We start from the raw sequence: 26,092 nt of genomic DNA on the forward strand, positions 1-26,092 counted from the left end.
ATACTAACCGTTTCTAAAGTAGGTTGTAGTCCTGTTTATCATGAAAGTTTCCTTTATTATTATTAACTATAATTCCAGTCATCATACGTTGGCTTGTGTTGAGTCAGTCAGAGAGCAGAGTAAATCTGTCAACTATGAAATCATTGTTGTTGACAACGGCTCGTCGATTCAGGATTATCAAAAGCTTAGTGCATTAACGGTGGTTTCTGAGCTCAAGATTGTCCGCAGTGATCGTAATTTAGGGTTTTCGGGAGGTCATCTATTCGGTTTAAACGCAGTAGATCCAGATTCATATTATTATTTTTTTCTGAATAATGACTGTTTACTGCTCGACGATTTATGCAGTCGCCTGAGCAGCTATATGAATGATCATCCGGATGTTGGCCTTTGCACCGGCCAAATGATCCGCCCTGGTGGGGATCAGGAGCCCTCTTTCACATATTTCCCGACCGTTGGCTCCAAACTTTTAGGCCATGCTATTGTCCGCTGGTTTAATCCGGCAGCGTATCCTAAACGTCAAAAAATATATAATGAACCAGTTCAGGTTCCGGTTATTACAGGTAGTGCTTTATTTACCAGAGCCAAAGCCTTTCTGGAGGTAGGCGGGTTCGACCCTTCTTATTTTTTGTACTGCGAAGAAGAAGATCTATGCCTCAGACTCCGACAGGCCAACTGGAAAGTGATGTTGGTGCCGGATGTAAAATTTCTACACATCGGCGGAGGCAGTACCGAGTCGAGTCCGACGGCGGAAAAAGAGTATTACATTTCGCTGTTCCGCTATTTCCGGAAACATACCAGCCGGCCAGTGCAACTGACCATGCGATTGTTTTACACGCTGAAAATTGCCCGCCGGTATCTGAGAAACAGCCGGAATGCCCGGCTCGCCTGGTTTATTTTGCGGGGTGCACCCGAATCCGAAAGCCTGCGCCACCGGTTTGCCTGAGTCTGTTGCAAAAAAAGCGCCCGCGAGCAAACTGTTCGCGGGCGTTACTTTTCGTACAGCGGGGTTAAAGCCCTGAGGTCAATACAATCCGTAACCGGATCCGGTCGGTTGACAGCTCCTGATCGCCGATCATTACCCGTCTGAGGGCGGTTTTCAGGCTAACCGTACTGGCAGGCACCGTCAGAATCAGCGGGCGGTTAACCGCATCGCCTTTCAGGATATCGCCAATGTATTTGGTAATATCAAACACATACATGTCCGACAGTTCCAGCTCGTTTGGCAGGTATTCATAACCGGCAACGGCACTTGTGGTACCTGTTGCCAGTGCCGGCACAGTACTGACAAGTTCATTTTGAGAGTTTGTCTCATACAGCGCCAGCTGGTCGGGTGGCGGCGTGTTGTCGTACAACACTTTACGTACCGGACTGACCTGCAACTGGGCCAGGTTCAAGCCCAGATACGCATCCGGCTTTGCGAACTGACTCAGGTACGGAAATTCAATCCGTGTCCGGAAACCCACCCCGACACCAATGGCCGTCTGATGGCCCGTCGCCGCACTGGGCAGTACCTGTGGCTTATATTTTAACGATTGTACGGCCGATCCCGTAGCATCATTCGTCAGCTGCGTAAAATGCGTACCACCAATCGGAAACCGGACCGACGACGATGTTTTTTCCATGTCATTCAGGTGATAATACAGCCTTAACCCGGTTTTTTCGGATCCTGTATTAATGCCCCAGATAACATTATCGGTGGTTCCGTTTGTAAAGGCAAAGCCTTTCCAGTAGGCCCACATTGTTTCGGTATCGTTGATCTCCTTACTGACCAGTTTCGCGAAAAATGCCTGCCCTAATGCATCTGACAAACGCATCCGGATCTGCCGGGTTTCACCACGGCCTAAGGCTACGAAGCTTTTGCTGACAAGCGGCGTGGCCTGATAAACCGCTGAGTTATAGTTGTAATACGTAGCTCCCGCGGTCAACGGCTCCTGCAACGTATGGACCTGCAGCGTAAAAGCCTTCGTTGTATCGCCGTATGAGAATGAATACGGCAGTTCCAGCACCAGCGAATCAAACCGAACGCCGGACTGGTCAGATAGTGTATGTGCCGCATAATCAACCGAGGCGTAGCCTTTTGCCTGTAGCTTACCCGTCTGCGTGTCGGCCCATTGACCGATGAGCAGGCTGCTGTCTGTCGCCGTCACAAACGAATCCGGCTCAATTACGGTATAGGTTTTTACCGTAATTGAATCAACCAGCTGGGTCTGTAACTGATAAGGGTCAATCACGCTCTGCCCGACATCGGGGTCTCCGGAAAGACATGAAAGTAGCGAGGCTCCGGCTACTGTAAGCAGCAGACCGGAGCGAAACAGGGATCGCATCATGTAGTTAGGTGATTTTCTATCGGGTCGTAATGCCCAGTTGAGTAAGGTCGGCTTGTGTTAGTGTCGGCGGGAAATGGCCGTTTTCCATTTTATGAATAACAAGCTGACCAACCTGCCGGGCATCCTCTGCCCGAGCAAATCCTTTCTGGCCAGCCAGCCCCGGCATCGTCGGCTGGTAAATCAGTGAATCACCATGGCTGATGATGGTATACCCCCAGCCTTTCTGCGTACTGAAGACATGAAGCTGGTAAGGCGATTGTTTTTTATAGAACTGGAAAGCAACCATGCCGGCCAGGCCCGCAACAACCAATATCAGTCTGGTCAGGTTGAGCCGTTTAGTTTTCACTTGTATCCTGCGCTATCGTTGGATCAAATTCCCACAAATCATCAAAACGGCTGGTCCCGTTGCTGCCCATTGTCACATAGCCTTTTCCGTTGATGGCAAAACCAAAGGCATAGGCGCGGGTAGCGCCTTCAAACGTACCGTTTTCGCTCCAGCTGTCATTAACCGGATCGTATTTCCAGACAGTCGTTGTGCCATCACCCAGGGTTACATAGCCGTTTGAGCCAATGGCAAAGGCAACGGCATAACTCCGGGAAACCAATTCTTCGCTTTCAAAATCGCCCTTTTCAATCCAGGTGTCGCTTGACGCATCATAGGCCCACCAGTCTTTTTCGGCAGTGCCGTTGTTGTTACCCGTTCCGACATAGGCCAGACCGTTGATCACAAAGCTGATGGCTCCGATCCGTTTCGCGCCGCCATAGCTGGCCACTTTTGTCCACTGATCACTGGCCGGATCATACGACCAGAAGTCTTTCAGGTAATTGCCATCGAAACCTGTTCCGACATACCCTTTGCTCCCCACGGTAAACGAAACGGCATTGCGCCGGGCCGTACCACCAAAATCCGCCACCTGTTTCCAGGTATTTGTAGTCGGATCATACCCCCAGAAATCTTTCAGCCGGTCGCTGTTCACGTCCAGACCGGTACCGATATATCCTTTATTCCCTACCGAAAAACCGGTGGCGGCATAACGGGCAACGCCGCCAAAGTTGGCCAGCTGCGTCCATGTATTCTTATTGGCATCGTATGCCCAGAAGTCTTTTAACCGCTCATTATCAGCATTAGATCCTGTACCGACATACGCTATATTGCCGATCACAAAGCCAGCCGGTGCATTGCGGGCTACCCCTTCAAAATCGGACCGGTGGCGCCAGTCACCCAGCGGGCTTGTTGAGTCGCTGCTGGCGCAGCCGGCTATTAATCCACCGCCCACCACCCAGGCCATCACAAGGGTCAGGCTGTTTACGGTATCAATAAAGGTACTGCCGGGCTTTGCCCACAGGGTGGCTTTTTGCTTGAGCTGCTGAAACGTATTGTGTCGTTGTAAATTATCCATACGGCAACTAGTTAGGTTTAAAATTGAGTACACATACAAAGGCCTTTGTATAAATCTGTACGTCCGCCCCAAAAAGTCTGTTGCAGCGCTAAGGTTATAAATTTGTTAAAAAAGGTTAATTGTAGTTTTTCTGCAACGGCCCTGCAACAAAAAAGGGCACCAGCAAATGCCAGATGCCCTTTACTACTCCACATATAAATATTCAGCAGTTGAATATGCCTCAAACAACGGCTTCAGGCATATTTTCTGTTTATTTCTGCTTTCGGTTACCTTGTAAATCACCCACTCTATGCATGCGCCGCAGGTCATATTGCCGCCCATAGCTATACCGGAGCACAATGCCGACGGACCACCCCGTACCGGTTCCCCGCAGCCAGGCTTGCTGCTGTTCGTTGCTGTTCACCTGATAAGTTAGGTTGGTTGTCAGTGAACTGCCCAGCCCCCGGTTTTTACGGACAAAAACGCTCATCTCAGTACGTCCGCCAAGGTTGGCTATGTATTCGGCCGAAGCTTCCACCATACCTGTCACATGCGGACTGATTGTCGTATTCGACACCAGCCGTAGCGTGTCAGGGCGGCTGCGGGGCGTTCGGGACGAGTATCCTATTAAATGTACAACAGAGGGATCTTTCGGTGCATTTGGTAACAGCCAGACACCCAGGCCCAGCCATAAACCACCTTTAGCACCACCCAGCTGAGGCAACTGACTAAAGCGCATCAACCGCCTGCCCCTGAACACAATACCTTGTCTGTCATTGTCAGCCTGAATCCTTAACGGCGATTGCTGATTGATGATAAACAATGTATGAACGGCGGATCGGGCGTATCCAATTTCTGCAGCCCATTTTTCGCGCCCGACCCAACCGAACATAGCACTCCAGCCTAACTGGCTGACAGCTTTTGTTGACACCAGGCCATTGAATGTCTGGCTTAGCGAACCTTTGTCTGTGCGTAAGAAACCATCAAAGCCCACATACCAGCGGTCAGTAATATAAGCGTTTCCGTAACGGGTTATTAACCGCTCAAAGTTGGCCCGTTTATAGGCGGTTTTACGCTTATCCTGATCCCAGCCAGGGACTTCCGGTAAAGGACTTATCAGGCCCAGACGCTCAGCAGGAGGTTGATAATACTCCGTTACACTTTGCGCAAACCCCGTTAGTCCTTCCATTAACAGCCAAAGAAGCATGCTCAGGCGTTTCATGGTCTTTCACTGAACGATGTAAAGTTTTACTCAATAAGATAAGATCAGAAAAATATGGAAAAATGTGCCGGAGCCAGAGGCTCCGGCACACGAGTCATGTCTTAACGATGCTTCAGCACCTGCTTGAATGTACCGTCGGCAGCGAAGAGCAGATCAACCGGATTCCCGCTGGCGGGTTTGATGCTCACCACATATTGTCCGTCGCTCAGCTTGCCGGCTTTTTTAACTGTTGCTCCGGCATAATTAGTAGTAATATACGTCGTGATGGCAGCGGGTAAGTCAGCCGCGGCAACTTCGGTCAGCTTACCACGCAATACTTTTACCAGCTCCTGATTAAATGTACCGTCGGTGTTAAACAGCAGGGTCTTTTTGGTATCATTGACCGTAATCATAACCAGGTAGCCACGGTTATCGTCTTTTACCGCCATATTGATTGTGGCACCGGCATAGTTTGCGCTGATATAGCTGGTGATGGCAGAAGGTAAATTCGTAATGGCTATTTGTGACAGGCTATCCCGCTTGCCGCCGGGCCCCTTGCCAGGGCCTTTTTTCAGACTCACTTCATGATTGAATGTACCATCTGCATTGAAAAGCAAGGCTTTACGCGTTCCGCTTTGTGTAATTCCTACGAAATAGTTGCCATCGTCATCCTTAGCAGCATAGTCGACAGTGGCTCCGGCATAATTTGTAGTAATGTAGCCCGTGATAGCCGCAGGTAAGGCAGACGTTTCAATTTTAGTCAGTTTTTTCTTGCTGTGAAAGCCTGCTGAATCAGTAGCAGCGCGAGCCGCCCCTGTAGCAGTTGCCGTTGCAGAATCATCCGGATTTACCAATGACTGATCATTATTACAGGCGTTCATGGTTAGGGCGAAGCCAATAGCAAGCAGCCCAAGCAGAAATTGCTTTTTCATTTGTACTAAAAATTAAGCGGTTAAATTAATTGAATTGAAACTTAAGAGAAGACACGTATTTTGTTGTCAGGTAAAGGCATAATTTTATACACACGCAGGCCTTTTTTGCCATAATCGTTCAGGCCAACCCCTTTGTTATCGAACCGCGCACCGTGAACCGGGCAGTAAAATTCATTGTCCTGGAACACAACGGTATTGTTTTTCTGATGACTACACGTACGGGTGGCGGCGACCAGAAGTCCATGAAACGTACGGGCAACAACGACGCCGTTTGCTACTACATATCCGCCTTTCATTCGTAAAACTGCATTATCAGGAGACTCCATATCAAGCTCAAAATCGACTGGTCCTTCCGGCTTTACGACCTCCTCCTGTCGGCATGATGTAAGCAATACCATCAAAGCGGCACCACCTAAACCAAGCGATTTAAGAAATTCATACCGGCTCATCATTCTTTCTCTCAATTAGTTGTCACGGGGGAGCCGACGACGGAAACTTGACCGGGCTACGGCTTCCCGGCGCTGCTTTATCATCAGGTTTTCATAAAATTCATATAACTCACTGCCTAATAACTCCTGGCTTACTCCGCTCAGACGGCTATCATCAGCTGATTCAAAGTATTCTTCACCGTTTTTGATATGTGTTTGCGTATCAAATACAGGAATGCCATATGCTTCACCCATTCTCACAAACAGCGCTCTTCCTTGTTTCCGTAACCAGTCATTTACCGGCGACTGATCTGGCACGGGTGTCAATAACACAACTTTATAGCCATATGGCTGCAGGTAATGCAACGCATCGCTCAGATAATAGACCAAATCACGCAACCGCCCGATACGATTAACTGAGTTCAGCGTATGCAGAAATCCTTTTTTTACCTGTCCTTTCAACTTGTTAAACCAACTGTTCCCATGCGTCAGAAAAGCAGATTCCTCCGGGAGCAAGGTCATTGTGTTGGCCGGCTGATGGGTTTTCCGGATCAGTAACTCGCTAAAGTGACCGGGTTCTGTCAGAAAGGAGTGGCCCATCTGCAACAGAATCAGATCATAGCGGTGAATATTCAGGTAATAAAGCACATTCGTAACCTTATTCAGATCAATGGGTGTGTGGTATTCCATAAATACCGGTTGACCGGATTGTTCGATACGACGCGCAAACTGTTCGGCAAAGCTGTTTCCGGCACTCAGGTTATCTCCCTGGGCGGCACTCCCTCCGATCACTAATATTTTTAAATGCTTCGTATTCATCTTGGTTGGCCATTTTGAGCGGCTTTCAAACATCATTACGCGCTTAGTCTGACAGGCGTTGCAGCGGTATTCTTTTTTTTCTTATTTTTTCTTAATTTTTTTTATCTTTTTTCTGCAACGTTCGTTCCTGTTTCAGCGTATATTTTATTGTTGGTAAATGATCTACTAAAATCTTATCGTCCTTGCTGTTCCGTAAGCGCACAAAATTTGAGGAGAATGACCTGTTAAGTGTCATTATCGCCTGCCGGGAGAACAATGCTCAGGCACAGCGGGTACTTTTTAAACAGTACTTCGGCTACGCCAAGAGTATTTGTCTGCGCTATTCGTCTACTGTTGAAGAGGCTGAGGAGGTACTCAACGAAGGTTTTCTGAAAGTTTTTCAGCATATCCACCAGTACGATACCAACCAGCCTTTCAAAGCGTGGTTACGCACAATCCTGGTCAACACAGCAATCAGTTATTACCGGAAGTTTCACAAGTTCGATCCGCATATCGGTCTGGAAAACGTACCGGATGTTCCCTTCGATGATGATGTGGTCAGCTACATCACTGCCGATGAGATCTTAGCATTAGTACAGGAACTGCCGCCGGCATGGCGGACCGTATTCAACTTACATGTGATTGATGGTTATAGTTTACGTGAAGTAGCCGATTTGCTGCCCGCAAATGAGGCTACCGTCCGGTCGCATTTTCTGCGGGCACGGCAACGACTTCAGCAACTAATAAAGATGAACTATCCTCATTTTTTTCTAACGACCCCTCATGAAACCCGATAAATTCAGCGACCATATCCGCCGTAAACTGGAGAGCGTCGATGAGCCGATCTTCCGGGATAAAGACTGGGTGCAGATGCAGCGAACAATGCAGATGCATGGCGGAGGGGTCTTTCAACCAGCTCTTCCTCAATGGGTCTTGCCCGGTGCCGGTTTGATGGCTGCCGCAGGGCTCTCGGCTATTATCTACTTCCAGTACAGCGCTAACCAGCAACTGCACAATGAAGTACAGACGTTGCAAAATAAGGTGACCGAGCTTAAACAGGCACCGGCTCCTGTATTGCAGAAAACCGATACGGTTTATATTACCCGCTACATTGACCGGCCGGGTACCGGCTCTGCCATGCCCTCGTGGGATGGCCGGATGTCTGATGACCCCGTTGATCCGTCGTTCCGGAAACGCCGGCAGCCTGAGCAATTCGCCGACGGACGTTCACCGGCCGAAAATCCATATACCGATAAAACAGAGAATGCCGTACCTTCCATTCACTCACTTAACCCGTCAGCTAACGAAACAAACGCTACTTCTGATTTATCAAGTCCGGTGAACGCAGGCAACCACGCCAACCCTTCCGGTCTGGCAAATGCCGGAAACCCGGTTAATAACCGGTTCCGGACCCGGAACAACCAGCGGGAAACGGACTCCCCGGTCTACGGTACCAACCGCACCCGTCAGCCCAACCCGTCCCGTGGTAATTACGACCCGTATAACCAGGGCGCAGGTAGTTATTCAAACGGTAATGGTAGCGGCGGCGATTATAACAACCGTCCGGAGTACAACAATCTGTTGCCGCCAGGCAGTATACATACCAGCCAGCCAGCCCAACAAACATGGGGACTGGCCAATGTCGATGAACTGGAATCTCACTTGCTGACAGTTGATTCGCTGTATTATCAGGAAGGCATGAGCCGGATTACCCGCCGGATGCGCCGGATGCTGATGCCAGCCTATGCCGGTACGGCCCCCGTCATTAAAGAGCCGATTCCGGATTGGCACTGGCGGATCGGGGCCGGCGGTATGTACGGTGTTAAGCAATGGGGAGCGGGTATCTCGGGCGAAATCCGCCTTGGTAAAAACTGGATCGCCGGCGTTGGTTTAATGGGCGTGAATCTGTCGGGGGGTACGTTTCTGACCGATGAGCACTACGAAAACAAAACCAAACAGAATTTCCGGAAATACTATGCCGGTGGCATTGATCCGAAGTTCCAGATTCTGAACATTACCCGTAAAACCATGACCTGGCAGGTACCGGTTACGTTTGGCTACCGGTTAAACTTACCTAAGTACTGGGCAGTTACGCCAACGCTCGGAGCAAGCATCAATATCGACAACCGTGAAAAAATTGCCTTTAATTACCTGCGGGCTCCTAAAGAGATCACTGATGCTACCCTGTTGATTCAGTACCCAAAGAAATACATGCATAACATGCTGGTTTCGGTAGGTGTGGAGAAAACATTCCGGCATGCGTCTATCCAGGCAAGCCCATACCTGTCGGTTCCGTTGATTACCAATACGTACTCGCTCAACGGAACATCGGGAGGTGTTCGTTTACGAATTTTCTATAATCTATAACCGCACTGAATGATGAGCGGGGCACTCGAAAGGTGCCCCGCTTTGTTTTTTTACACCTGTAGTGCGCTGATAACTCCGGGTAATTCTGCCAGTGATCCTAACAACCCGTCATTCGGACAGGCGGCCAGCTGACCGGCCGTATGTGTACCGTTGGTCAGCCCAAGGCTTAGCCGTACGCCTGCCCGGCGCCCCGACTCCAGATCAGAAGGTGTATCCCCGATATTAATTACTTCGGCCGGATCCGTAATGTGCAGGGTCTGCATGACTTTCCGGATCATATCCGGTGCCGGCCGGCCGGCGGCCACCTCATCGCTGGCGACCGACATCTGAATCAGGGTGTCGGGGTTACCGATCCGCTGTTCGTCTAAACCGGCATCCCAGCCCAGTTTATGCAGAATAAGGTCCGTGACTTTCCGGTAAAAACCCGTTGTCAGAGCAATGGCGATACCCTGTTGGCGGAGCCACTCAAAGGTATCGAGGCACCCTACCGTCGGATAAATCGCTTCGGTCTGATAATGCGCTTCCAGAATCTGCCGGAATGCATCATACGACTCGTCGACATGGGCCGTCAGGTCCGGATGATCGGTGCCGAGCTGCTCTCCCCAAAGCGTTTCGAAGACAAACCGTTTCGACCACCCCTGCACGGCCGTAATCCGCTCATCAGACACGACTAAGCCTGTTTGGCGCGCGGCTTTAGCAAAACACGTTTCAACTTCTTTCTGGTCGCGCACCGTAGTGCCTGCCATATCAAAAACAACCAATCGGATGGCCATCGTTTTCTGAAATTAAGTACTGATATAAATAAGCCGTTGCTGCACTTTCCTGCAAAATAAAGCACGCTTACGCTCAGGTATATTTTTTTACTGTTATTATTTACCCTAAGCAGCCCCAAACCGGCGCCTGATTATGGGGTAAGGTATATTTTTGCGGGTCAATTGACCTTTTAAACATGGCATACGATCTGATTATAGTTGGCGGCGGTATTCTGGGAACGTTTCATGCTTATCATGCGGCTACCAGAGGACTACAGGTATTGGTACTGGAAAAAGATGACCGCGCACAACAGGCTACCGTCCGGAATTTCGGGCAGGTGGTACCGTCGGGCATGACCGGCCGCTGGTTCGATTATGGCCGGCGCGGGCTTGAGGTCTACAAATCATTGCAGGCCAAAGTAGATTTGTCGGTCCGCCAAAATGGCTCTGTCTACATTGCATCCGATGCCGCCGAACAGCAGCTTCTCCACGAGGTACAGCAGCAGTTTTCGGCCAAAGATTACAACGGGGAACTATTGTCGGCGCGGCAAATCATTCAGAAGTATCCGGTTATCCGGGAAAGTTATGCCCGCGAAGCCTTATTTTTTCCGCAGGAGGTCAGCGTTGAGCCGAATCTGTTTATCCACCGGCTACAGCAGTATATGCGGGAACAATTTCCTCACGTCACGTTTCTGTATAACACAGCCGTTATCGGTTGTGAGAGCAACGGGCAGCAGGTCACCGTTACCCTGGCCGGGGGTAAAAGACTGACAGCGGGCCGGACCCTTGTGTGTGGCGGCCACGAATTTAACCTGCTGTTTCCGGAGGTGTTCAGGGACAGCGGTATTGTGGTCAGTAAGCTCCAGATGATGCGAACGGTTGCCATGCCATCGGTTCCGCTTGAGGGAAATATCCTGACGGGGCTGACGATCCGCCGGTACGAGTCGTTTTCGGAATGCCCCTCATTTGCCGGACTGAAAACACCGGACCACTTACAGGAACTCCGTGAGTGGGGCATCCATATTCTCTTTAAAAAAGCGGTTGACGGCAGCATCATTGTCGGTGATTCACACGAATACGCACCGGTTGGCCGGCTGGGCGAACTGGGTTTTAACAATGTCCAATACATCAACGATCTGATGATCAGGGAAGCCAGCCGGATCGTTACGTTCGATGTGTCGGCGATTGCCGAGACCTGGGCGGGCTATTATGCGCAGGAAGCAAAGGGCAATTTATTTGAGCATGAACCGGAGGCCTTGATTCATATCCGGACTGCCATCGGCGGCAAAGGCATGACCAGCAGCTGCGGATACGCCGAAGAAAGCATACAGCGTCTTTTTGACTGATTTCTGGTTCAGGCCGGATAACAGGACTCCTGTTTATCCGGCCTGAACCAGAAATCAGTCCGGCCGCAGACACATATCGGCCGCTTTATAATCTGGCCGGTGCTTCTCCGGATGGGTGTCGGCCGGCAGCCGGTCCCACCATGTTTTCTTCAGAATCAGACCGCAGAGCAGCAGCAGACACAGTGAAATGCTCAGCTCTTTATACATACCGAGAATAAGGTATATCGGTAAGATGGTCAGTGCACACTGTGCGGCAATACCTGCCACTACATTAAACGCATCAATCCCCACATTTTTATTCGGCTCAAAATCCGGTGTTTCTGCAATGACCAGTTCATGGACCGGCTTCCAGAAACCCCACGGACGAACGGTGCGGTAAAACGCCTTCAGCGTATCCGGATCCGTTGGCGGTGTCAGTAGCGAACCGGCAACACACCCTGTCATTGAACACAGGAAAAGCAAGGGGAAGTAATAGAGTTCCAGTACGCCGGTAAACACATAAGGAAAAATCAGCGCCGGAATGATACCGGCCAGCATACCCCAGAAAAATCCGCTGGCATTGAACCGCCACCAATGCCATTTAAGCACGTTGGCAGCTACATATCCCCCATATAAGGCCGAGACAATCCATTGCAGAATGCTGTTTACATCGCGGACAAATACGCCCAGCGAAATACCGGCGCAGGCAACCAGCAAACCGGCGGCATAGTTTATCCGGATTACCTGCTTATTGCCGGCCTTCGGACGCAGGTATTTCAGGTATATATCATTGACCAGATAGGCCTGTGCGGCATTCAGTGTCCCGGCAAACGTACCCATGAATGCGGCCATCAAGCCTGCCAGTAACAAACCCATCAAACCCGGCGGCACAAACTGAAGAATGGCGGAGGGTAACAGTTTTTCAAAATCAATCCCTTTTGCAGAGGTCAGATGGAGCTGTTCGTAGTGCAGTAAGGCCAGTACCGTAAACCCCATGATCATAGCATAGCGCACCGGCAATAAAACAACCGATACCAGACCACTCATTTTGGCCGCCTCCTGCGGTGATTTTGTCGACAGAATCTTCTGCATGTCATAAGTCGGCGCAGGGCCCGCCAGGCTGGCCAGTATGCCCTTAAACGTCATCATCATAAAAAATACCCCGAATGGCGAAAAGCCATCTGCCGCAATTTTAGCGTTAACCTCATTGAGGATACCCGACCAGTTGAGGTCACTGAGTGTCCAGTTGAAGAACGGGTCCAGCCAGCCAGCCGGTACCCGTAAAGGTTGTGTCTGTAAATGCTGCATGGCAATGACGGCAATGACAGCCGCCGACACCGTCATAATCAGGTATTTTAACAAATCGCCAATGACAATACTGGTCATTCCGCCCAGAATAGCGTAAAACACCGCAAAGGCCGAAATCGTAGTGCCGTACACATGAGGCAGACAGGCCGCCGGAAACCAGACAGGCAGATAAGGTGCTACCTGTTCATAAGGCAGAAAAGTTTCCACAAACTTGCCAATGCCAACAACGCCGTAAGCCAGAAATCCCAGGCAGCTCAGCAGCGCAAATACCACAACAATGGTATGCGATGCGGTTACGCCCTGCCCTCTTCCGAACCGGGTCTCGATCCACTCCGCCCCCGTCGCCACATTTGACCGGCGTAGCCAGACCGACAGATACATCATCAGGAAAACCTGGTTGAACACCGGCCATAGCCACGGGAGCCAGATACTTTTCAGCCCGTAGACGAATGCCAGCATCACCATCCACATGGTGCCCGACACATCGAACATATCCGAAGCGTTTGACAGCCCCAGCATATACCAGGGCAGTGACTTTCCGCCGAGCATATAGGCTTCCTTGCTTCTGGCAGACCGCTTCTTCAGGACCATGCCCAAAACAATCATTAAGATCAGATAAACGACAAGGATGCTTATATCCAATCCCTTCAGTTTCATGTGTATATTGATAAAGGAAATGTTTTTTAAAAGTAAATAAAAGTGAGCAGAAAGTTTACTCTAAAAATGGTACTTTTTTAGCATTCAATTGTAAAATACAAATTAGACATTAGTTATTAATTACGTTAAATAGTATTCCCTATGCCCTTAATGCAGATATTTATTGATAAAAGTTAATTCTTAGTATCTTTGAAATAAAAGTACGTATAGTACTATTTTACCAACCCTTAACCTGGCTATCATGAACACAATTTACCGGGAAATGACCCCGCTGACCCAGAACGACTGTTTCATGCTGTTCAAGCGCGACAAGGCCGACTTTGATTTCCCGCTGCATTATCACGAAGAATTTGAGCTGAATTTTATTGAAAATGCGGCCGGCGCAAAACGGATAATCGGTGATCATACCGACGTTATTGATGACATTGAGCTGGTGTTGGTTGGCAGTAATTTACCCCACGGCTGGTTTAATCACCAGTGTGCCAGCCGCGATATTCATGAGGTGACGATCCAGTTTCACCGCGATTTGTTTGACCATCAGATGTTGCAGCGAAATCAGCTGAGTTTTATCCGGACGTTACTCGAACGGGCAGGGCAAGGCATTCTCTTTTCGCGCGAAACAGCCCGGCAACTTAAGCCACGCATTGAAGCACTGGTCAGTAAAAACGGATTTGAATCGGTACTGGAACTGTTTTCTATTCTACACGACCTGTCTACATCACGACAGATGCGCACATTAGCGAATTCGTCTTTTACCAGCGAAACACCGAGCTACAACAGCCGCCGGATCGAAAAAGCGTTTGAGTATATGCTTAAAAACTACAATAAGGATATCTCACTGGCCTCGGTGGCTAAGGTCGTTAACATGCCGGAGGTTTCGTTCAGCCGGTTTATCCGCAAGCGCACGGGCAAAACCTTTGTCGACAGTCTGAACGAGATCCGGCTGGGCCATGCCTCCCGCATGCTGATCGACACCACCCACACGATTGCCGAAGTGGCTTATAAGTGCGGCTTTAACAACCTTTCGTATTTCAACCGCATTTTCCGCAAAAAGAACGGCTGCACCCCGCGTGAGTTCCGGGGCAATTATTCAGGTACGCGCGTGTTTGTGTAGACCTTATCTCCGGATGCGGAATAGCTCCACCAGTTTGGGCACAAAATCTTCCTGGGCATCAAGAGCCAGATAATTGGCATCGTATTGCTTACACAAGCGTTCGAGCCGCGTTCGGTTCTGCTCAAATGTATTACGCATGCTGTCGCGGAAGCGGCGGGACGAGGTATTTACCCAAACCGTCCGGCTGCTTTCGGTATCATAGACCGGAATAATGCCAAGCCGGGGTAATTTCACTTCGCGCTGGTCATAGAGATGAATAACCACCAGATCATGTTTACGGGCGAGGGCTTTCAGGTGGTGGTCATAGTTCTGGTCGATGAAGTCAGAAATCAGAAAAACCACGCTCCGGCGCTTCAGCATATTAAGCGTAAATAAGAGCGCATCCGCCAGATTGGTCCGCAATGACTCCGGCTTCAGCTTATAGAGACTCATGATCAGTTGATACCCGTTTTTCATACTGTTCGAGGGCTTCAGGTACTTTTCCTTCTGGTCCGAAAAACAGTATAGTCCAACGTGGCTTGCTTCCCGGATCGCCGACATCGCCAGTACACCGCAAACTTCTTTTGTTGCATCCAGTTTACTACGGTGTTGTGGCCCCACCTGCTGCGAGGCACTCACATCTACCACAAAAAAAACGGTCTGGTCTTTCTCTTCCCGGAATACTTTTACGTAGGTTCCGTCGCCTTTCGATGATACGTTCCAGTCAATGGCACGCACATCGTCGCCGTACTGATAGGTACGTAAATCACTGAACTCCAGACCAGTGCCTTTAAAGACTGACCGGAAACTGCCCCGCATCTGTGAGTTTACGGCTTTCCGTATCCGGATTTCAAAATGACGCAACCGGGAAAGAAACTCATCCATACCGCTACTGGTTAAACTTAGACTGTAAATTTACACGTTAATTTTTTGTATCTGCATCCCAACCGATGCATGCGATCAGATCCATGGAAGCAACTACCCTGATACTGCCGGCTCGTCCGGCCCGCCCGTTTATCGGCGAAACGTTTACCCTCAACGCATGGGCCGATGTGCAGCCGCTGTTCGATGACCTGCTGCAGCGTCCGATAGGGAACGCGGCCGAACTCCGGCAGTGGTTTCTCGACCGGAGTGAGCTGGAGTCTTATCTGTCGGAGAACTTTGCCTGGCGGTATATCCGGATGACCTGCGATACGGCCAGTGAAACGCTGGTCAACGACCTGAATTTCTTCATTAGTGAGATACAACCGCAGTTGTCGTCTTATGGCAATGAACTGGATAAGAAGGCACTGGCAAGCCCTTATCTGGACCAACTTACCGAAGCGGGCTTCGACATTGCCATTCGCGGGCTGAAACTGTCTACCGGAATTTTCAGAGAAGAGAATATTCCGTTACAGACTGACCTCCAGACGGAGGAGCGGAAATACGGGGCGATTGCCGGTGCGATGACGGTGATCATCAACGACACCGAAATGACCCTTCAGCAAGCCAGTGACCGGTTACAGTCGGCCGACCGGGCTGTCCGTGAAGAGGCGTGGAAGAAAATCTGGGAACGCCGCTATCAGGACCATGAAGCTCTCGACGAATTATTTAATACACTGATCCGGCTGCGGCATCAGGTCGCAACCAATGCTGATTTTCAGTCGTTCCGCGATTATTCCTTTGCAGCCCTGGGTCGCTTCGACTATACACCCGAAGACTGCGTCAACTTCCACGAGTCTGTTGCCGGTGCCGTTGTACCGATGCTTAATGTACTGGCAGAAGAGCGGAAAGCCAGACTGCAATCGGGCGATCCGGCGATTGAAACGTTGCGGCCGTGGGACACCAAAGCCGACCTGGACGGCTTACCGGCACTGAAGCCATTCAGCACCGCGGAAGAATTGCTCGACAAAACCATTACCTGCTTCGACCGGCTGGATAAGCAGTTGGGAGACTACCTGCGCATCATGAAAGCCATGCAGCACCTTGACCTGGATTCACGTAAGGGCAAGGCGCCGGGTGGCTATAACTATCCGCTGGAAGAAATCGGGGTGCCGTTTATTTTTATGAATGCAACGTCGAGCCTCCGCGATCTGGTGACGATGGTGCATGAAGGAGGCCATGCCGTACATTCGTTTCTGACCCGCGAGCTGCCGCTCAAAGCATTCCGTAACCCGCCAATGGAAGCCGCTGAGCTGGCTTCTATGTCGATGGAACTCCTGACGATGGATCACTGGGATGTTTTCTTCGATAATCCGGATGATCTGAAGCGCGCGAAGCTCCAGCACCTCGAATCCATCATTGAGACCCTGCCGTGGGTAGCGACTATCGACAAGTTTCAGCACTGGGTGTATGAACACCCGACGCACACCGAAGCCGAACGCCGGGCAAACTGGATACGGATTTATGAGCAGTTTGCCGATGACGTTGTCGACTGGTCAGGTTTTGAACAATACAAAGAGTATATCTGGCAGCGGCAATTGCACCTATACGAAGTACCGTTCTATTACATCGAGTATGGGATTGCCCAGTTAGGTGCCATTGGCGTATGGCGAAACTACCGGCAAGACCCGAAAACAGGGTTACAGGGCTACCTCAATGCGTTGCAGGTTGGTTATAGGGCTCCGCTGAAAGCCATTTATGCCGCTGCCAATGTGCCGTTCGACTTCTCAAAAGAACATATTAGTACGTTAATGGCCTTTGTATGGACTGAAATTCAGACCTTAAAGGCATCGAATTGATTATAAATCAATAATCATTAGTAAAAAAAAAGGGTTCGTTTCCAAAATAAGCCGGCGTGCTATAACTTTGCCGAACGAATTCGTAACCAATTAGCTATGAAAGGTCTTTTGAGCAAAGGGGTATTAGTAGCCGCAGTTCTGTCGCTGGCCTCTTGTGATTATCAGAAAAATAATACGATTAAGCAGACGGATGTTCGCGAAGGCGACCCATATGTATACGGTGTTCATAAAGACTCTGCTGCTGTTCAGTCGAAATACAAATACACCCCCCGTCCGGAACTGGAGGAGCGTACACAGAAAATCCGCGAGAAATTATTCGGCGCCGGCACAATTAACCAGGGTGCTTAAGCGAAAAGCCTTGGCCCGATTAGCTCAGATATAAATTCTCCGAAGCGATGCATCTGGATAATCCATGCATCGCTTTTTTATTTACCCGCGGCTGAATTTAGTGAGCGGTGTAGGTGAGTATAACTTTTTTGCGTTACTTTACCGGCTGATTATTATTCAGTTGTAGGATTTTTCCGATATATCTACGTAAGATACTGTCTAATTTACTATGAACGTTGCACTCATCACAGGTTCAGCTGGTTTGATCGGTAGTGAATCTGTTGCCTTTTTCTCAGATAAATTTGATGTTGTTGTCGGAATCGACAACAACATGCGCCAATATTTCTTCGGTCAGGATGGCTCAACCGAATGGAATCGCAACCGCTTGCAGGATGCCTATCCGAACTACCAGCACCGTGTGGCTGATATCCGTGAAGTATCGCAGCTGGAACCGATCTTCAAAGAGTTCGGCGCCGATATTAAACTGATCGTTCATACAGCGGCTCAGCCTTCACACGACTGGGCAGCCCGCGAACCGTTTACTGATTTCTCAGTGAACGCTAACGGCACGCTGAACCTGCTCGAAATGACGCGTCAGAACTGTCCGGAAGCGGTTTTCATCTTTACGTCAACCAACAAGGTATACGGGGATAATCCGAACTTCCTGCCGCTGATCGAAACCGAAACCCGCTGGGAAATCGATCAGAATCATCCATACTTCGAAAACGGTATCGATGAATTCATGAGCCTCGACCACACTAAGCACTCGCTGTTTGGTGCCTCAAAGGTAGCAGCAGATATTCTGGTGCAGGAATACGGCCGTTATTTCGGTATGAACACCGGTGTATTCCGCGGTGGCTGTCTGACCGGCCCTAATCACTCAGGTGCACAGCTGCACGGTTTCCTGAGCTACCTGATGAAGTGTGCCATTACCGGCAATCACTATACCATCTTCGGTTATAAAGGCAAACAGGTACGCGATAACATCCATAGCTGGGATCTGGTAAATATGTTCTGGCACTTCTACCAGAACCCGCGTCCGGGCGAAGTATACAACGCAGGCGGTGGCCGTCATGCCAACTGTTCGATGCTCGAAGCCATTACGGTATGCGAGCAGATCAGCGGCAATAAAATGAATTACAGCTATTCAGAAACAAACCGGATCGGTGATCACATCTGGTATATTTCTGACCTGAGCAAGTTCAAGGCCCACTATCCGGACTGGAACTGGACATACGATTTAACACAGACGCTGGCTCAGATTCACGACAGCATGGTTGCCCGGCTGGCCGTGACGAAATAGCCGCCTGTTGTTCTCACTAAATGTCAGCCTGTGCAGGCTGACATTTTTTATGCTAGCTATACAGATATAAAACCGGTTTTACCAGCGTATATGCCCCATTTCGACACCTATCCTGTTGCCTATTCTTTTCCTGTCTATGCCTTATGCTGGGCCCTGCTCTGGCTGGCTACCCGGCCAAACAGCCGCTGGTTCCTGCCTTGTGCCTTTGCCCTGCTCTTTCTGCTGCGGCTACCCGGCATTGTTTTTAACGGCGAAATCAACCCTGATGAAAGCCAGATGATTACCCAGGGCATGACATTGGCACAGGATCCCGTTTATTTCCGCTCGGTCGACGGAACAACGGGCGGGCCGCTGGATAGTTATTTTCTGGTTATTCCCGGCTGGTTTGGTTTGCCGGCTGACTTCATAACGGCTCATTTCTGCGCATTCCTGCTGGTGGCCTTAAGTTTCGGACTTATTTTTATGGCCGTTCGCCAATGGTTTGGCCGACAGGCAGCCCAACTGGCTGTACTCCCCTTTATTTTCCTGCTCGGGCTTACGCAGAACGGCGACTTTATCCATTACAACAGTGAGCTGATTGCCATCTGCCTGCTTGGAGGTGCGTACCTGCTGTATGCCCGGCAAACGGCCCAAAGCCTGCCGTCGCTTGCTTCTTTAGGGCTCATGGGTTTTCTGCTCGGTATGGTTCCGTTCGGTAAACTACAGGGGGTTCCGTTAGCGGCCGTTACCGGCCTTTTTGCCGCTGTTGATATACTTCTGCGGGTAAATATCACCGTTGCCGGTAAAGTCAAACGCGTGGGTGCGCTGGTGGCTGGCGGCCTTGCGTTTCCGGCGCTGTTTACGGTATTTATGTGGAGTACCGGCATGCTGTCCGACTTTGTTACCTTCTATATTCAGGGCAATTTCAACTATGCCAGCGGCGGCGATCCGATTCAGAACCTGTTGAACCTGCCCCGCTTTTTCCGGAAAGGCACCGAATTCGAATGGCTTGTCTATCTGACGCTTGCGTTGTTCTTTACAGCGCTTACGGTTTACATAACTGCCCGCAGACAAACGAGCGAAACGGCTAAGACCTGGCAGCGTCATGCGTTTATCCTGACCCTGCTCGCTGCCACCTTATATGCCATCACTAAAACAGGCTCCGAATACGTCCATTACCTCTATTTTCTGATGGGCCCGCTGTGTTTACTAGCTGGTTTTAGCTGGGCCAACCTGCCGGAAAAAACAACTCCCTACCGGTTGGGTTTAGGTTTTATGGCTATTTATCTGATTGGTTTTGCCGGTCAAATGATCTGGAATTACCGTCACGGAATTGCACTAAATCCCTACCCGACCGATCAGCAGGGCGGCTGGCGGCTCCCGCAATCAGATGTGGCGAAGGTGGTACGTCAATATGCGCAGCCGGGTGAAAAATTAGTGGTCTGGGGCTGGCGCTGCGATTACTATGTTCAGACGCAGATGCCCCAGGGGGTGGCCGAAAACCACACCATCCGCAGTACATTCGCCCATCCGATGCTGGGGGTTTACCAAAAGCGATATGCCCGTGATTTTAAGCGGTCGTTCCCGCCGGTTTTTGTTGATGCCGTTGGCTCTCAGAACCTATGGATGACCGATAAAAAAACACAGGGATATGAGATTATTAAACCGCTGGCGGAATTTGTAAGAAAACATTATCAATTTGTGGGCATGGCCAACGACGCCCGCATTTTTGTGCGTAATGATCGGATAAAAGCCCGGCCTCAACCGGTAGCTGACACTTCGATTAAGTAAACGGCCATTCAGACAACTATTTTTACCTTTATTTTTGTACGTCCCTTACCAGACGTATAGTTTTATTAACTTCATTTCTTACCCTACCGGTAAGAACGCTTTTCGCAACATGTGGACAAAAAAAGGCCTTATCTATAAGCCGGACGGCTCAATGGCGTTCAGCCAGACGCATGCTCAGGTACCATTCGGATTCCCGCTTGATGAAAACCGCCTGCGCGTTTATTTCTCAACCCGCGACAAGGATATTCAGTCGGCAACATCATTTGTTGAGCTCGATGCTAACGATTTTAATAACATTCTGTATGTCCACGATAAACCTTGTATAACAAAAGGTGCGGTCGGGATGTTTGACGAATCAGGTGCCATGCCTTCGTGGTTTTTACGCGTCGGCGACGAAATCTGGTTGTACTATACCGGCTGGAACCGCAGCGAAACCGCTTCATATCGGCTGGGTATTGGCCTGGCCGTCAGCCGTGACAATGGCCTGACGTTTGAGCGGATGTTCGACGGTCCGCTACTGGACCGGTATATCTTCGATCAGGTCTGGGTTGCACAGCCTTGTGTAATCCGCGAACGCGACGACTACTGGCGCATGTGGTACCTCTCCTGCACCAAAATTGAAGTCATTAACGGCCATCCGGAGCCGTTCTATGACGTAAAATATGCCGAATCAACTGATGGTATTCACTGGACACGCACCGGCAACGTGTGTGTGGGTTATGATGAATTTACCGATGCCATTGGCCGGCCAACTGTTTTCAAAGACGGCGACTTGTACAAAATGTACTTCTCGTACCGGAATGCCACCAATTACCGGACAGATGTAAAACGCAGCTATCGGATCGGTTATGCCGAATCGACAGACGGCATCAACTGGACGCGTAAGGACGAACTGGCCGGCATTGCCCGTTCTGAAGACGGATGGGATTCGCTCATGATGGATTATTGCCATATTTTTAACCATAACGGACAGTGGACTATGTTTTATAACGGTAACGGATTCGGCGCTTCCGGATTTGGCTATGCCGTTATGGATCAGTCTGTTTAACTGCTTCTTTCGTAAGCTTTTTGCTTCCCGACAGCCTGATCCGCTATGGTAAGTTTTAAGTCTGAAATTTGCATTTTTACCTGAAGCATCCTACTTTGCTTTAAATCCGAAGTGTCATGAAAGAGCTTTCGAAGTATTTAATTTCAGTTAATGCCACCTTCGTAAACGGAGAGATCGTGCCTGAGATTCCCTACGAAGAGATAATGCGCTTAGTCAATGAGCCTAAGATAGTTATTGTAAAATCAGGCATTCCGGAACATCTGCTGAAAAACGTTATTGAATCAACATGGTCCTGGAGCCAGCGGGTGCCGGCTTCTGAAGTACCCGACACGTTCGACAATAACCAGCATAAACGCAGATTGCACATTGCCAGGATTCAGCAGGCACCGCAGCTTTTTCATGACCACACCTTCGATGCGATCAAAGACCTGGAAGGTTCGTTTAAAGAAACATTATTAACGGTTTTCGATCCGCTTCGTACGTTCTGGAATAATCTGACAGGCAATAAGGAAGAATACGGAATACGGAAAGGCCAGCCTTATTTTCATCCGCAGGTAACGCATTACCCGCTGGGAGGTAGTTTTTTCGGCCGGCACTGGCACCCGCTGAATCCGCAGAAAGTCGGCACTATCCTGGCACTGAACAAATACGGCAGGGATTATCATTCGGGAGGTACCGGTTATATCATCAACGATACCGTTATCGAAACGGAAGGCTTCCAGGATGTAGGCGATATTATTCTTTTCCGGTATGACCTGCCGCATTGGGTAAGCCCGTCCAGCTTTGCCGACCGCTTCAACTGGAACGACCCGGCGGGCCGCTGGGTTGCCATTCTGCCGTTTTATGATCCGTGGGGGCAGCCGGCCGAACACGATGAACCACAGGGCTGGAAGCAGCATATTAATGCCTCTAACGAACTAAACACCGTAGCGGTTTAAGTCAAATACATCAGCGAAACGGATGGGGCGACTATCCGTTTCGTCATATACACTAAACAATACCCTGTAATTCAATTACCTTTGTACTTTATTTTACCAAAGGCCTGATTGCCGGGGAATGATTATGATCAAGGTTAGCGTAACCATAATTACATATAATCAGAAAAACTTTATCCGGAAGGCTATCGACAGCGCTTTGGCGCAGCAAACCAATTTCCCGTTTGAAATTCTGGTTGGTGATGATTGCTCGACGGATGGAACACGGGAAATTATTCAGGAATACGAGCGCCTCTATCCCGGAAAAGTCATCGGCGTATTACAGGACCGCAACCTGGGGATGAACGGCGGACTCAACTGCCTGGCAACCCTGAAAAAGGTACGGGGCGAATACTATGCCCTCATGGACGGTGATGATTACTGGACAGATCCGCTCAAACTACAGAAACAAGCTGACTTTCTGGACGCTCATCCGGATTATTCCATGGCGTTTCATAACGCCCTGATCACGTATGAAGACGGTACGCCTTCGCACCTGCTCAACGGACCGGTGATGAAACCGTTTTATACGCTGGATGATCTGATCGGTGAAGACGAAATCTGGTTTATGGCGACCTCCAGTTCGATGTTCCGGAAACTGATTGACGAATATCCGCAGTGGTTTAAAGAATCGTCGAGCGGCGATATTCCACGGATTATTCTGAAGGCAAAACTCGGTCCGATCGGTTATCAGCCGGATGTGATGTCAGTATACCGGAAAAACCGGGGCGGAGCCAGTTACGCCGATAACTATCAGGATGAAAAATTTCTGCGCAACCGGATTGCCATGTACAGCGCTATCAATAAAGAGCTGAACTATAAGTATGACCATGTGATGCGGAAGAATATCGCCCGGTATTACCGGATGATGCTTGACTCAAAACAATACAGGGGCCATTATTTTAAGCAGCTCGGCTGCGCACTGACCTGGCTGAACCTGGCTCAGCCCGAATGGCAGAAGGCGAAGGAAATAATCAGGGATTATATTGTCCCCCGGCCTTTAATGAAGATTTACAGTACGATACGATTAATGCCATACCGTACCAAACGAGCTTACCGGACTCAGAAATAGATCAAAAATCATGAAACTAAGCGTTGTCATACCAGCCTATAACGAAGAAGAGTCGATTACGCCAACGTTGCAGACACTGTACCAGACGTTAGCGAAACATGGCATTCCGCACGAAATCTGTGTGACGAATGATAACTCCAAAGACAACACGCTGGGTGTGCTGCAAAAGCTGTCGGAAGAGATTCCGACCCTGGTTTATTTCACGAATCCGGGACCGAACGGCTTTGGTTATGCGGTTCGCTATGGGCTGGAACGTTTCTCGGGCGATTGTGTAGCCGTTTTCATGGCCGACATGTCAGACGATCCGGAAGACCTGGTTAAATACTACAACAAAATGATGGAAACCGGTGTCGACGCCGTATTCGGGTCACGCTGGAGCAAAGGCGGCAAGGTAATCGACTACCCGCCGCTGAAGAAATTCATTAACCGGATTGCCAACGCCATTGTCCGGATGGTGATGGGTATTAAGTACAACGATACTACCAACGCCTTTAAACTGTACAAACGCGCTACCATTGAAGGGGTTAAACCATTTCTGTCTCCGCACTTTAACCTGACCATCGAACTACCGCTGAAGGCGATGGTACGCGGGTATACATACGCGGTTGTTCCCAACAGCTGGACCAACCGGAAATACGGCGAGTCGAAACTGAAAATCAAGGAGATGGGTAGCCGGTATTTCTTTATCCTGATGTATTGCCTGATTGAGAAGTACTTCTCGCGCGGCGACTTCCGGAAAAAGGAAGCGACCAAACCAGCCGCTACTGTCAGCCGGTAGTTCAGGCAAAGAAAGCCTTAATATGGGGAAGCTGGTAGATAACCAGTGTCTGCAATACGGCCCAGAAAGCTCCGCTTAATAACATATAAAACAAGATCTGACGCAGGTGTACCCGAAAGGCAACGGCCAGTATGGTACCGCCGATGGGTGTTAAAATCACAGGCGTCAGGGCAGCGATCCCGACAATGCCGAATCGTTTCCAGACCCGTACTGCCAGCCGCGTACGCTTCGAAAAACGTTTCGGCTTTTCTTTTCGGATTCGCTGAAGCAGCGTTTGCAGGCCCTTACCGGCAAACGTAACGACCAGCACGCTCAGCATCATCCCGAAAACGGTACAGGCAGCCGTTTCAAGCCACGTCAGGCCAAACGCCAGGCCTGCCAGCGGACCGCCAATGAACTTTATCGTACTGGCCAGAATTACAGATATGTATTTAGCAATCACTATGAATGACGATTTGCGGGTACGACAAAAAATCGTGATTTCTTAATCGTACAATTAACGAATGCCTGTTATTTCCTCCTCCTACTCCGGTCCGCCACGCTATTTATACAACGGCCATCTACAGACGGTTGTTCCGAGTATGTTCCGTAAGGTACCCGGCGTGGCGTATGAACGGGAGCGCCTGACGCTCTCCGACGGCGATTTTATCGACATCGACTGGCTGGAGCAACGCCCGACAACAAACACGCCCCGTAAATTAGTCATTTTAACGCATGGTTTGGAAGGCGATAGCGGCCGGCATTACATCAAGGGCACAGCAAAGCTGTTTGCACAGCACGGTTATGATGTGCTGGCGTGGAATTGCCGGTCGTGTAGCGGCGAAATGAATAAGGCGTTCCGGCTGTATAATCACGGCGAAATCGGGGACATCGGCGAACTGATCCGCCATGCACTGCGTACGAAAGCCTACGAAAAGGTAGTGATGGTCGGGTATAGTATGGGAGGGAATATTACCCTGAAATACCTCGGCGTTCACGGCCGGGAGGCACCGGAGGTGATTCGGGGAGCCGTGGCCATATCGTCGCCCTGTGATCTGATGGCCAGCGCCAAACTCCTCGACCAGCCGGCCAACAAACTGTACCGCAACCGGTTCATGAAAAAACTGCTGACTAAAATTCAGCAGAAAGCCGATTTGTTTCCGGGAAAACTGGATATGCAAAAAGTAGCTGATGTCGTTCTGTGGCGTGATTTTGACAATTTCTTTTCGGCTCCGCTCAACGGCTACCGCGATGCCGACGATTTTTACGAACAAGCCTCGGCCATCAATTTTATGCCGGGCATTACGCGTCCCGTGCTGGTGCTGAATGCCCAGAACGACCCGATTTTATCGCCGGAATGTGCGGCGACCGACCTCGCCCGGGCCCATCCGATGATTTTTGCCGAAACACCCCGAACCGGCGGCCACGTGGGTTTCCTCGCCTACCGCGACCCGCATACCTACGCCGAACGACGCGCACTGGCGTTTCTGGAGAGGGAATAAATCCTGTTTGATTCAACTCCCCGAAGCAGGGCAGCCCGGCGACCGTTCGCGG

The 26,092-nt window shown here is 49.9% G+C and carries 25 protein-coding genes; 14 read left to right on the plus strand and 11 right to left on the minus strand.

Annotated elements, in window-relative coordinates; genetic code table 11:
- Nucleotides 1-40: 40 nt before the first annotated feature.
- Entirely contained in the window at nt 41-943 is a 903-nt protein-coding gene (locus BLX24_RS24865) for a glycosyltransferase family 2 protein (RefSeq protein ID WP_071505931.1), read from the plus strand.
- Nucleotides 944-1,007: 64 nt separating this feature from the next.
- Here the strand turns inward: BLX24_RS24865 and BLX24_RS24870 are convergent, their stop codons facing one another.
- The 7 genes from BLX24_RS24870 to BLX24_RS24900 all read right to left on the minus strand — a co-directional run bounded on the left by BLX24_RS24870 (nt 1,008) and on the right by BLX24_RS24900 (nt 7,086).
- Nucleotides 1,008-2,327 carry a DUF4270 family protein gene (locus BLX24_RS24870; RefSeq protein ID WP_083422163.1) on the minus strand — a complete coding sequence of 440 codons (1,320 nt, stop codon included), beginning with the start codon at nt 2,325-2,327 and terminating at the stop codon, nt 1,008-1,010.
- Nucleotides 2,328-2,343: 16 nt separating this feature from the next.
- The gene (locus BLX24_RS24875) at nt 2,344-2,673 is read right to left on the minus strand and encodes a DUF4907 domain-containing protein (protein ID WP_083422164.1); all 330 of its coding nucleotides are present in this window, start codon (nt 2,671-2,673) and stop codon (nt 2,344-2,346) included.
- Nucleotides 2,663-3,727 (minus strand): Kelch repeat-containing protein, encoded by a 1,065-nt coding sequence (locus tag BLX24_RS24880; RefSeq protein ID WP_083422165.1) that lies wholly within the window; start codon nt 3,725-3,727, stop codon nt 2,663-2,665. The genes BLX24_RS24875 and BLX24_RS24880 overlap by 11 nt, the downstream gene beginning before the upstream one ends.
- A gap of 250 nt (nt 3,728-3,977) precedes the next feature.
- Nucleotides 3,978-4,928: a hypothetical protein gene (locus tag BLX24_RS24885; RefSeq protein WP_071505934.1), complete on the minus strand. Its 951-nt coding sequence runs from the start codon at nt 4,926-4,928 to the stop codon at nt 3,978-3,980.
- Nucleotides 4,929-5,029: 101 nt separating this feature from the next.
- A complete protein-coding gene (locus BLX24_RS24890) occupies nt 5,030-5,839 on the minus strand; it encodes a PepSY-like domain-containing protein (protein WP_071505935.1) in 810 nt (269 codons plus the stop codon).
- Between the two features lie 41 nt (nt 5,840-5,880).
- Entirely contained in the window at nt 5,881-6,291 is a 411-nt protein-coding gene (locus tag BLX24_RS24895; protein ID WP_083422166.1) for a Rieske 2Fe-2S domain-containing protein, read from the minus strand.
- 12 nt (nt 6,292-6,303) lie between these two features.
- Entirely contained in the window at nt 6,304-7,086 is a 783-nt protein-coding gene (locus BLX24_RS24900; protein WP_143092799.1) for an SGNH/GDSL hydrolase family protein, read from the minus strand.
- 182 nt (nt 7,087-7,268) lie between these two features.
- Between BLX24_RS24900 and BLX24_RS24905 the strand changes: the two genes are divergently transcribed.
- Both BLX24_RS24905 and BLX24_RS24910 read left to right on the plus strand, forming a co-directional pair.
- Complete coding sequence (locus BLX24_RS24905) at nt 7,269-7,862, plus strand: RNA polymerase sigma factor (RefSeq protein ID WP_071505938.1); 594 nt, start codon at nt 7,269-7,271, stop codon at nt 7,860-7,862.
- Complete coding sequence (locus BLX24_RS24910; RefSeq protein WP_071505939.1) at nt 7,849-9,432, plus strand: hypothetical protein; 1,584 nt, start codon at nt 7,849-7,851, stop codon at nt 9,430-9,432. The genes BLX24_RS24905 and BLX24_RS24910 overlap by 14 nt, the downstream gene beginning before the upstream one ends.
- Before the next feature lie 50 nt (nt 9,433-9,482).
- On the opposite strand, the gene BLX24_RS24915 is transcribed toward BLX24_RS24910, so the two are convergent.
- Nucleotides 9,483-10,205, minus strand: coding sequence for an HAD family hydrolase (locus tag BLX24_RS24915; protein ID WP_071505940.1), 723 nt, complete (start codon nt 10,203-10,205; stop codon nt 9,483-9,485).
- Nucleotides 10,206-10,381: 176 nt separating this feature from the next.
- Between BLX24_RS24915 and BLX24_RS24920 the strand changes: the two genes are divergently transcribed.
- A complete protein-coding gene (locus tag BLX24_RS24920; RefSeq protein ID WP_071505941.1) occupies nt 10,382-11,530 on the plus strand; it encodes a TIGR03364 family FAD-dependent oxidoreductase in 1,149 nt (382 codons plus the stop codon).
- Between the two features lie 54 nt (nt 11,531-11,584).
- On the opposite strand, the gene BLX24_RS24925 is transcribed toward BLX24_RS24920, so the two are convergent.
- On the minus strand, nt 11,585-13,474 hold the full coding sequence (locus BLX24_RS24925; protein ID WP_071505942.1) for a sodium:solute symporter family protein: 1,890 nt from the start codon (nt 13,472-13,474) through the stop codon (nt 11,585-11,587).
- A gap of 241 nt (nt 13,475-13,715) precedes the next feature.
- On the opposite strand from BLX24_RS24925, the gene BLX24_RS24930 reads away from it, so the two are divergent.
- Nucleotides 13,716-14,588: an AraC family transcriptional regulator gene (locus tag BLX24_RS24930; protein ID WP_071505943.1), complete on the plus strand. Its 873-nt coding sequence runs from the start codon at nt 13,716-13,718 to the stop codon at nt 14,586-14,588.
- A gap of 3 nt (nt 14,589-14,591) precedes the next feature.
- Here the strand turns inward: BLX24_RS24930 and BLX24_RS24935 are convergent, their stop codons facing one another.
- Complete coding sequence (locus BLX24_RS24935) at nt 14,592-15,452, minus strand: DUF58 domain-containing protein (RefSeq protein ID WP_071505944.1); 861 nt, start codon at nt 15,450-15,452, stop codon at nt 14,592-14,594.
- Nucleotides 15,453-15,535: 83 nt separating this feature from the next.
- On the opposite strand from BLX24_RS24935, the gene BLX24_RS24940 reads away from it, so the two are divergent.
- The 8 genes from BLX24_RS24940 (at nt 15,536) to BLX24_RS24975 (ending at nt 24,559) form a co-directional block, all read left to right on the plus strand.
- Nucleotides 15,536-17,287, plus strand: a complete 1,752-nt coding sequence (locus BLX24_RS24940) for a M3 family oligoendopeptidase (RefSeq protein ID WP_071505945.1) — start codon at nt 15,536-15,538, stop codon at nt 17,285-17,287.
- A gap of 96 nt (nt 17,288-17,383) precedes the next feature.
- Nucleotides 17,384-17,635 (plus strand): hypothetical protein, encoded by a 252-nt coding sequence (locus BLX24_RS24945; protein WP_071505946.1) that lies wholly within the window; start codon nt 17,384-17,386, stop codon nt 17,633-17,635.
- 208 nt (nt 17,636-17,843) lie between these two features.
- The gene (locus tag BLX24_RS24950) at nt 17,844-18,917 is read left to right on the plus strand and encodes an NAD-dependent epimerase/dehydratase family protein (protein WP_071505947.1); all 1,074 of its coding nucleotides are present in this window, start codon (nt 17,844-17,846) and stop codon (nt 18,915-18,917) included.
- Between the two features lie 90 nt (nt 18,918-19,007).
- Nucleotides 19,008-20,687 carry a hypothetical protein gene (locus tag BLX24_RS24955; RefSeq protein WP_071505983.1) on the plus strand — a complete coding sequence of 560 codons (1,680 nt, stop codon included), beginning with the start codon at nt 19,008-19,010 and terminating at the stop codon, nt 20,685-20,687.
- A gap of 109 nt (nt 20,688-20,796) precedes the next feature.
- On the plus strand, nt 20,797-21,735 hold the full coding sequence (locus BLX24_RS24960; RefSeq protein ID WP_071505948.1) for a glycoside hydrolase family protein: 939 nt from the start codon (nt 20,797-20,799) through the stop codon (nt 21,733-21,735).
- A 116-nt stretch (nt 21,736-21,851) separates the two neighbouring features.
- Nucleotides 21,852-22,673 carry a hypothetical protein gene (locus BLX24_RS24965; RefSeq protein ID WP_071505949.1) on the plus strand — a complete coding sequence of 274 codons (822 nt, stop codon included), beginning with the start codon at nt 21,852-21,854 and terminating at the stop codon, nt 22,671-22,673.
- Nucleotides 22,674-22,797: 124 nt separating this feature from the next.
- Entirely contained in the window at nt 22,798-23,781 is a 984-nt protein-coding gene (locus BLX24_RS24970) for a glycosyltransferase family 2 protein (RefSeq protein ID WP_071505984.1), read from the plus strand.
- Nucleotides 23,782-23,791: 10 nt separating this feature from the next.
- A complete protein-coding gene (locus BLX24_RS24975) occupies nt 23,792-24,559 on the plus strand; it encodes a glycosyltransferase family 2 protein (protein ID WP_071505950.1) in 768 nt (255 codons plus the stop codon).
- Between the two features lies 1 nt (nt 24,560).
- Here the strand turns inward: BLX24_RS24975 and BLX24_RS24980 are convergent, their stop codons facing one another.
- A complete protein-coding gene (locus BLX24_RS24980) occupies nt 24,561-25,001 on the minus strand; it encodes a hypothetical protein (protein WP_310590801.1) in 441 nt (146 codons plus the stop codon).
- A gap of 61 nt (nt 25,002-25,062) precedes the next feature.
- On the opposite strand from BLX24_RS24980, the gene BLX24_RS24985 reads away from it, so the two are divergent.
- Entirely contained in the window at nt 25,063-26,040 is a 978-nt protein-coding gene (locus BLX24_RS24985) for a YheT family hydrolase (RefSeq protein ID WP_071505952.1), read from the plus strand.
- Nucleotides 26,041-26,092 lie beyond the last annotated feature (52 nt).

The sequence above is a fragment of the Arsenicibacter rosenii genome, assembly GCF_001870735.1.
In the GTDB taxonomy this organism is placed as follows: domain Bacteria; phylum Bacteroidota; class Bacteroidia; order Cytophagales; family Spirosomataceae; genus Arsenicibacter; species Arsenicibacter rosenii.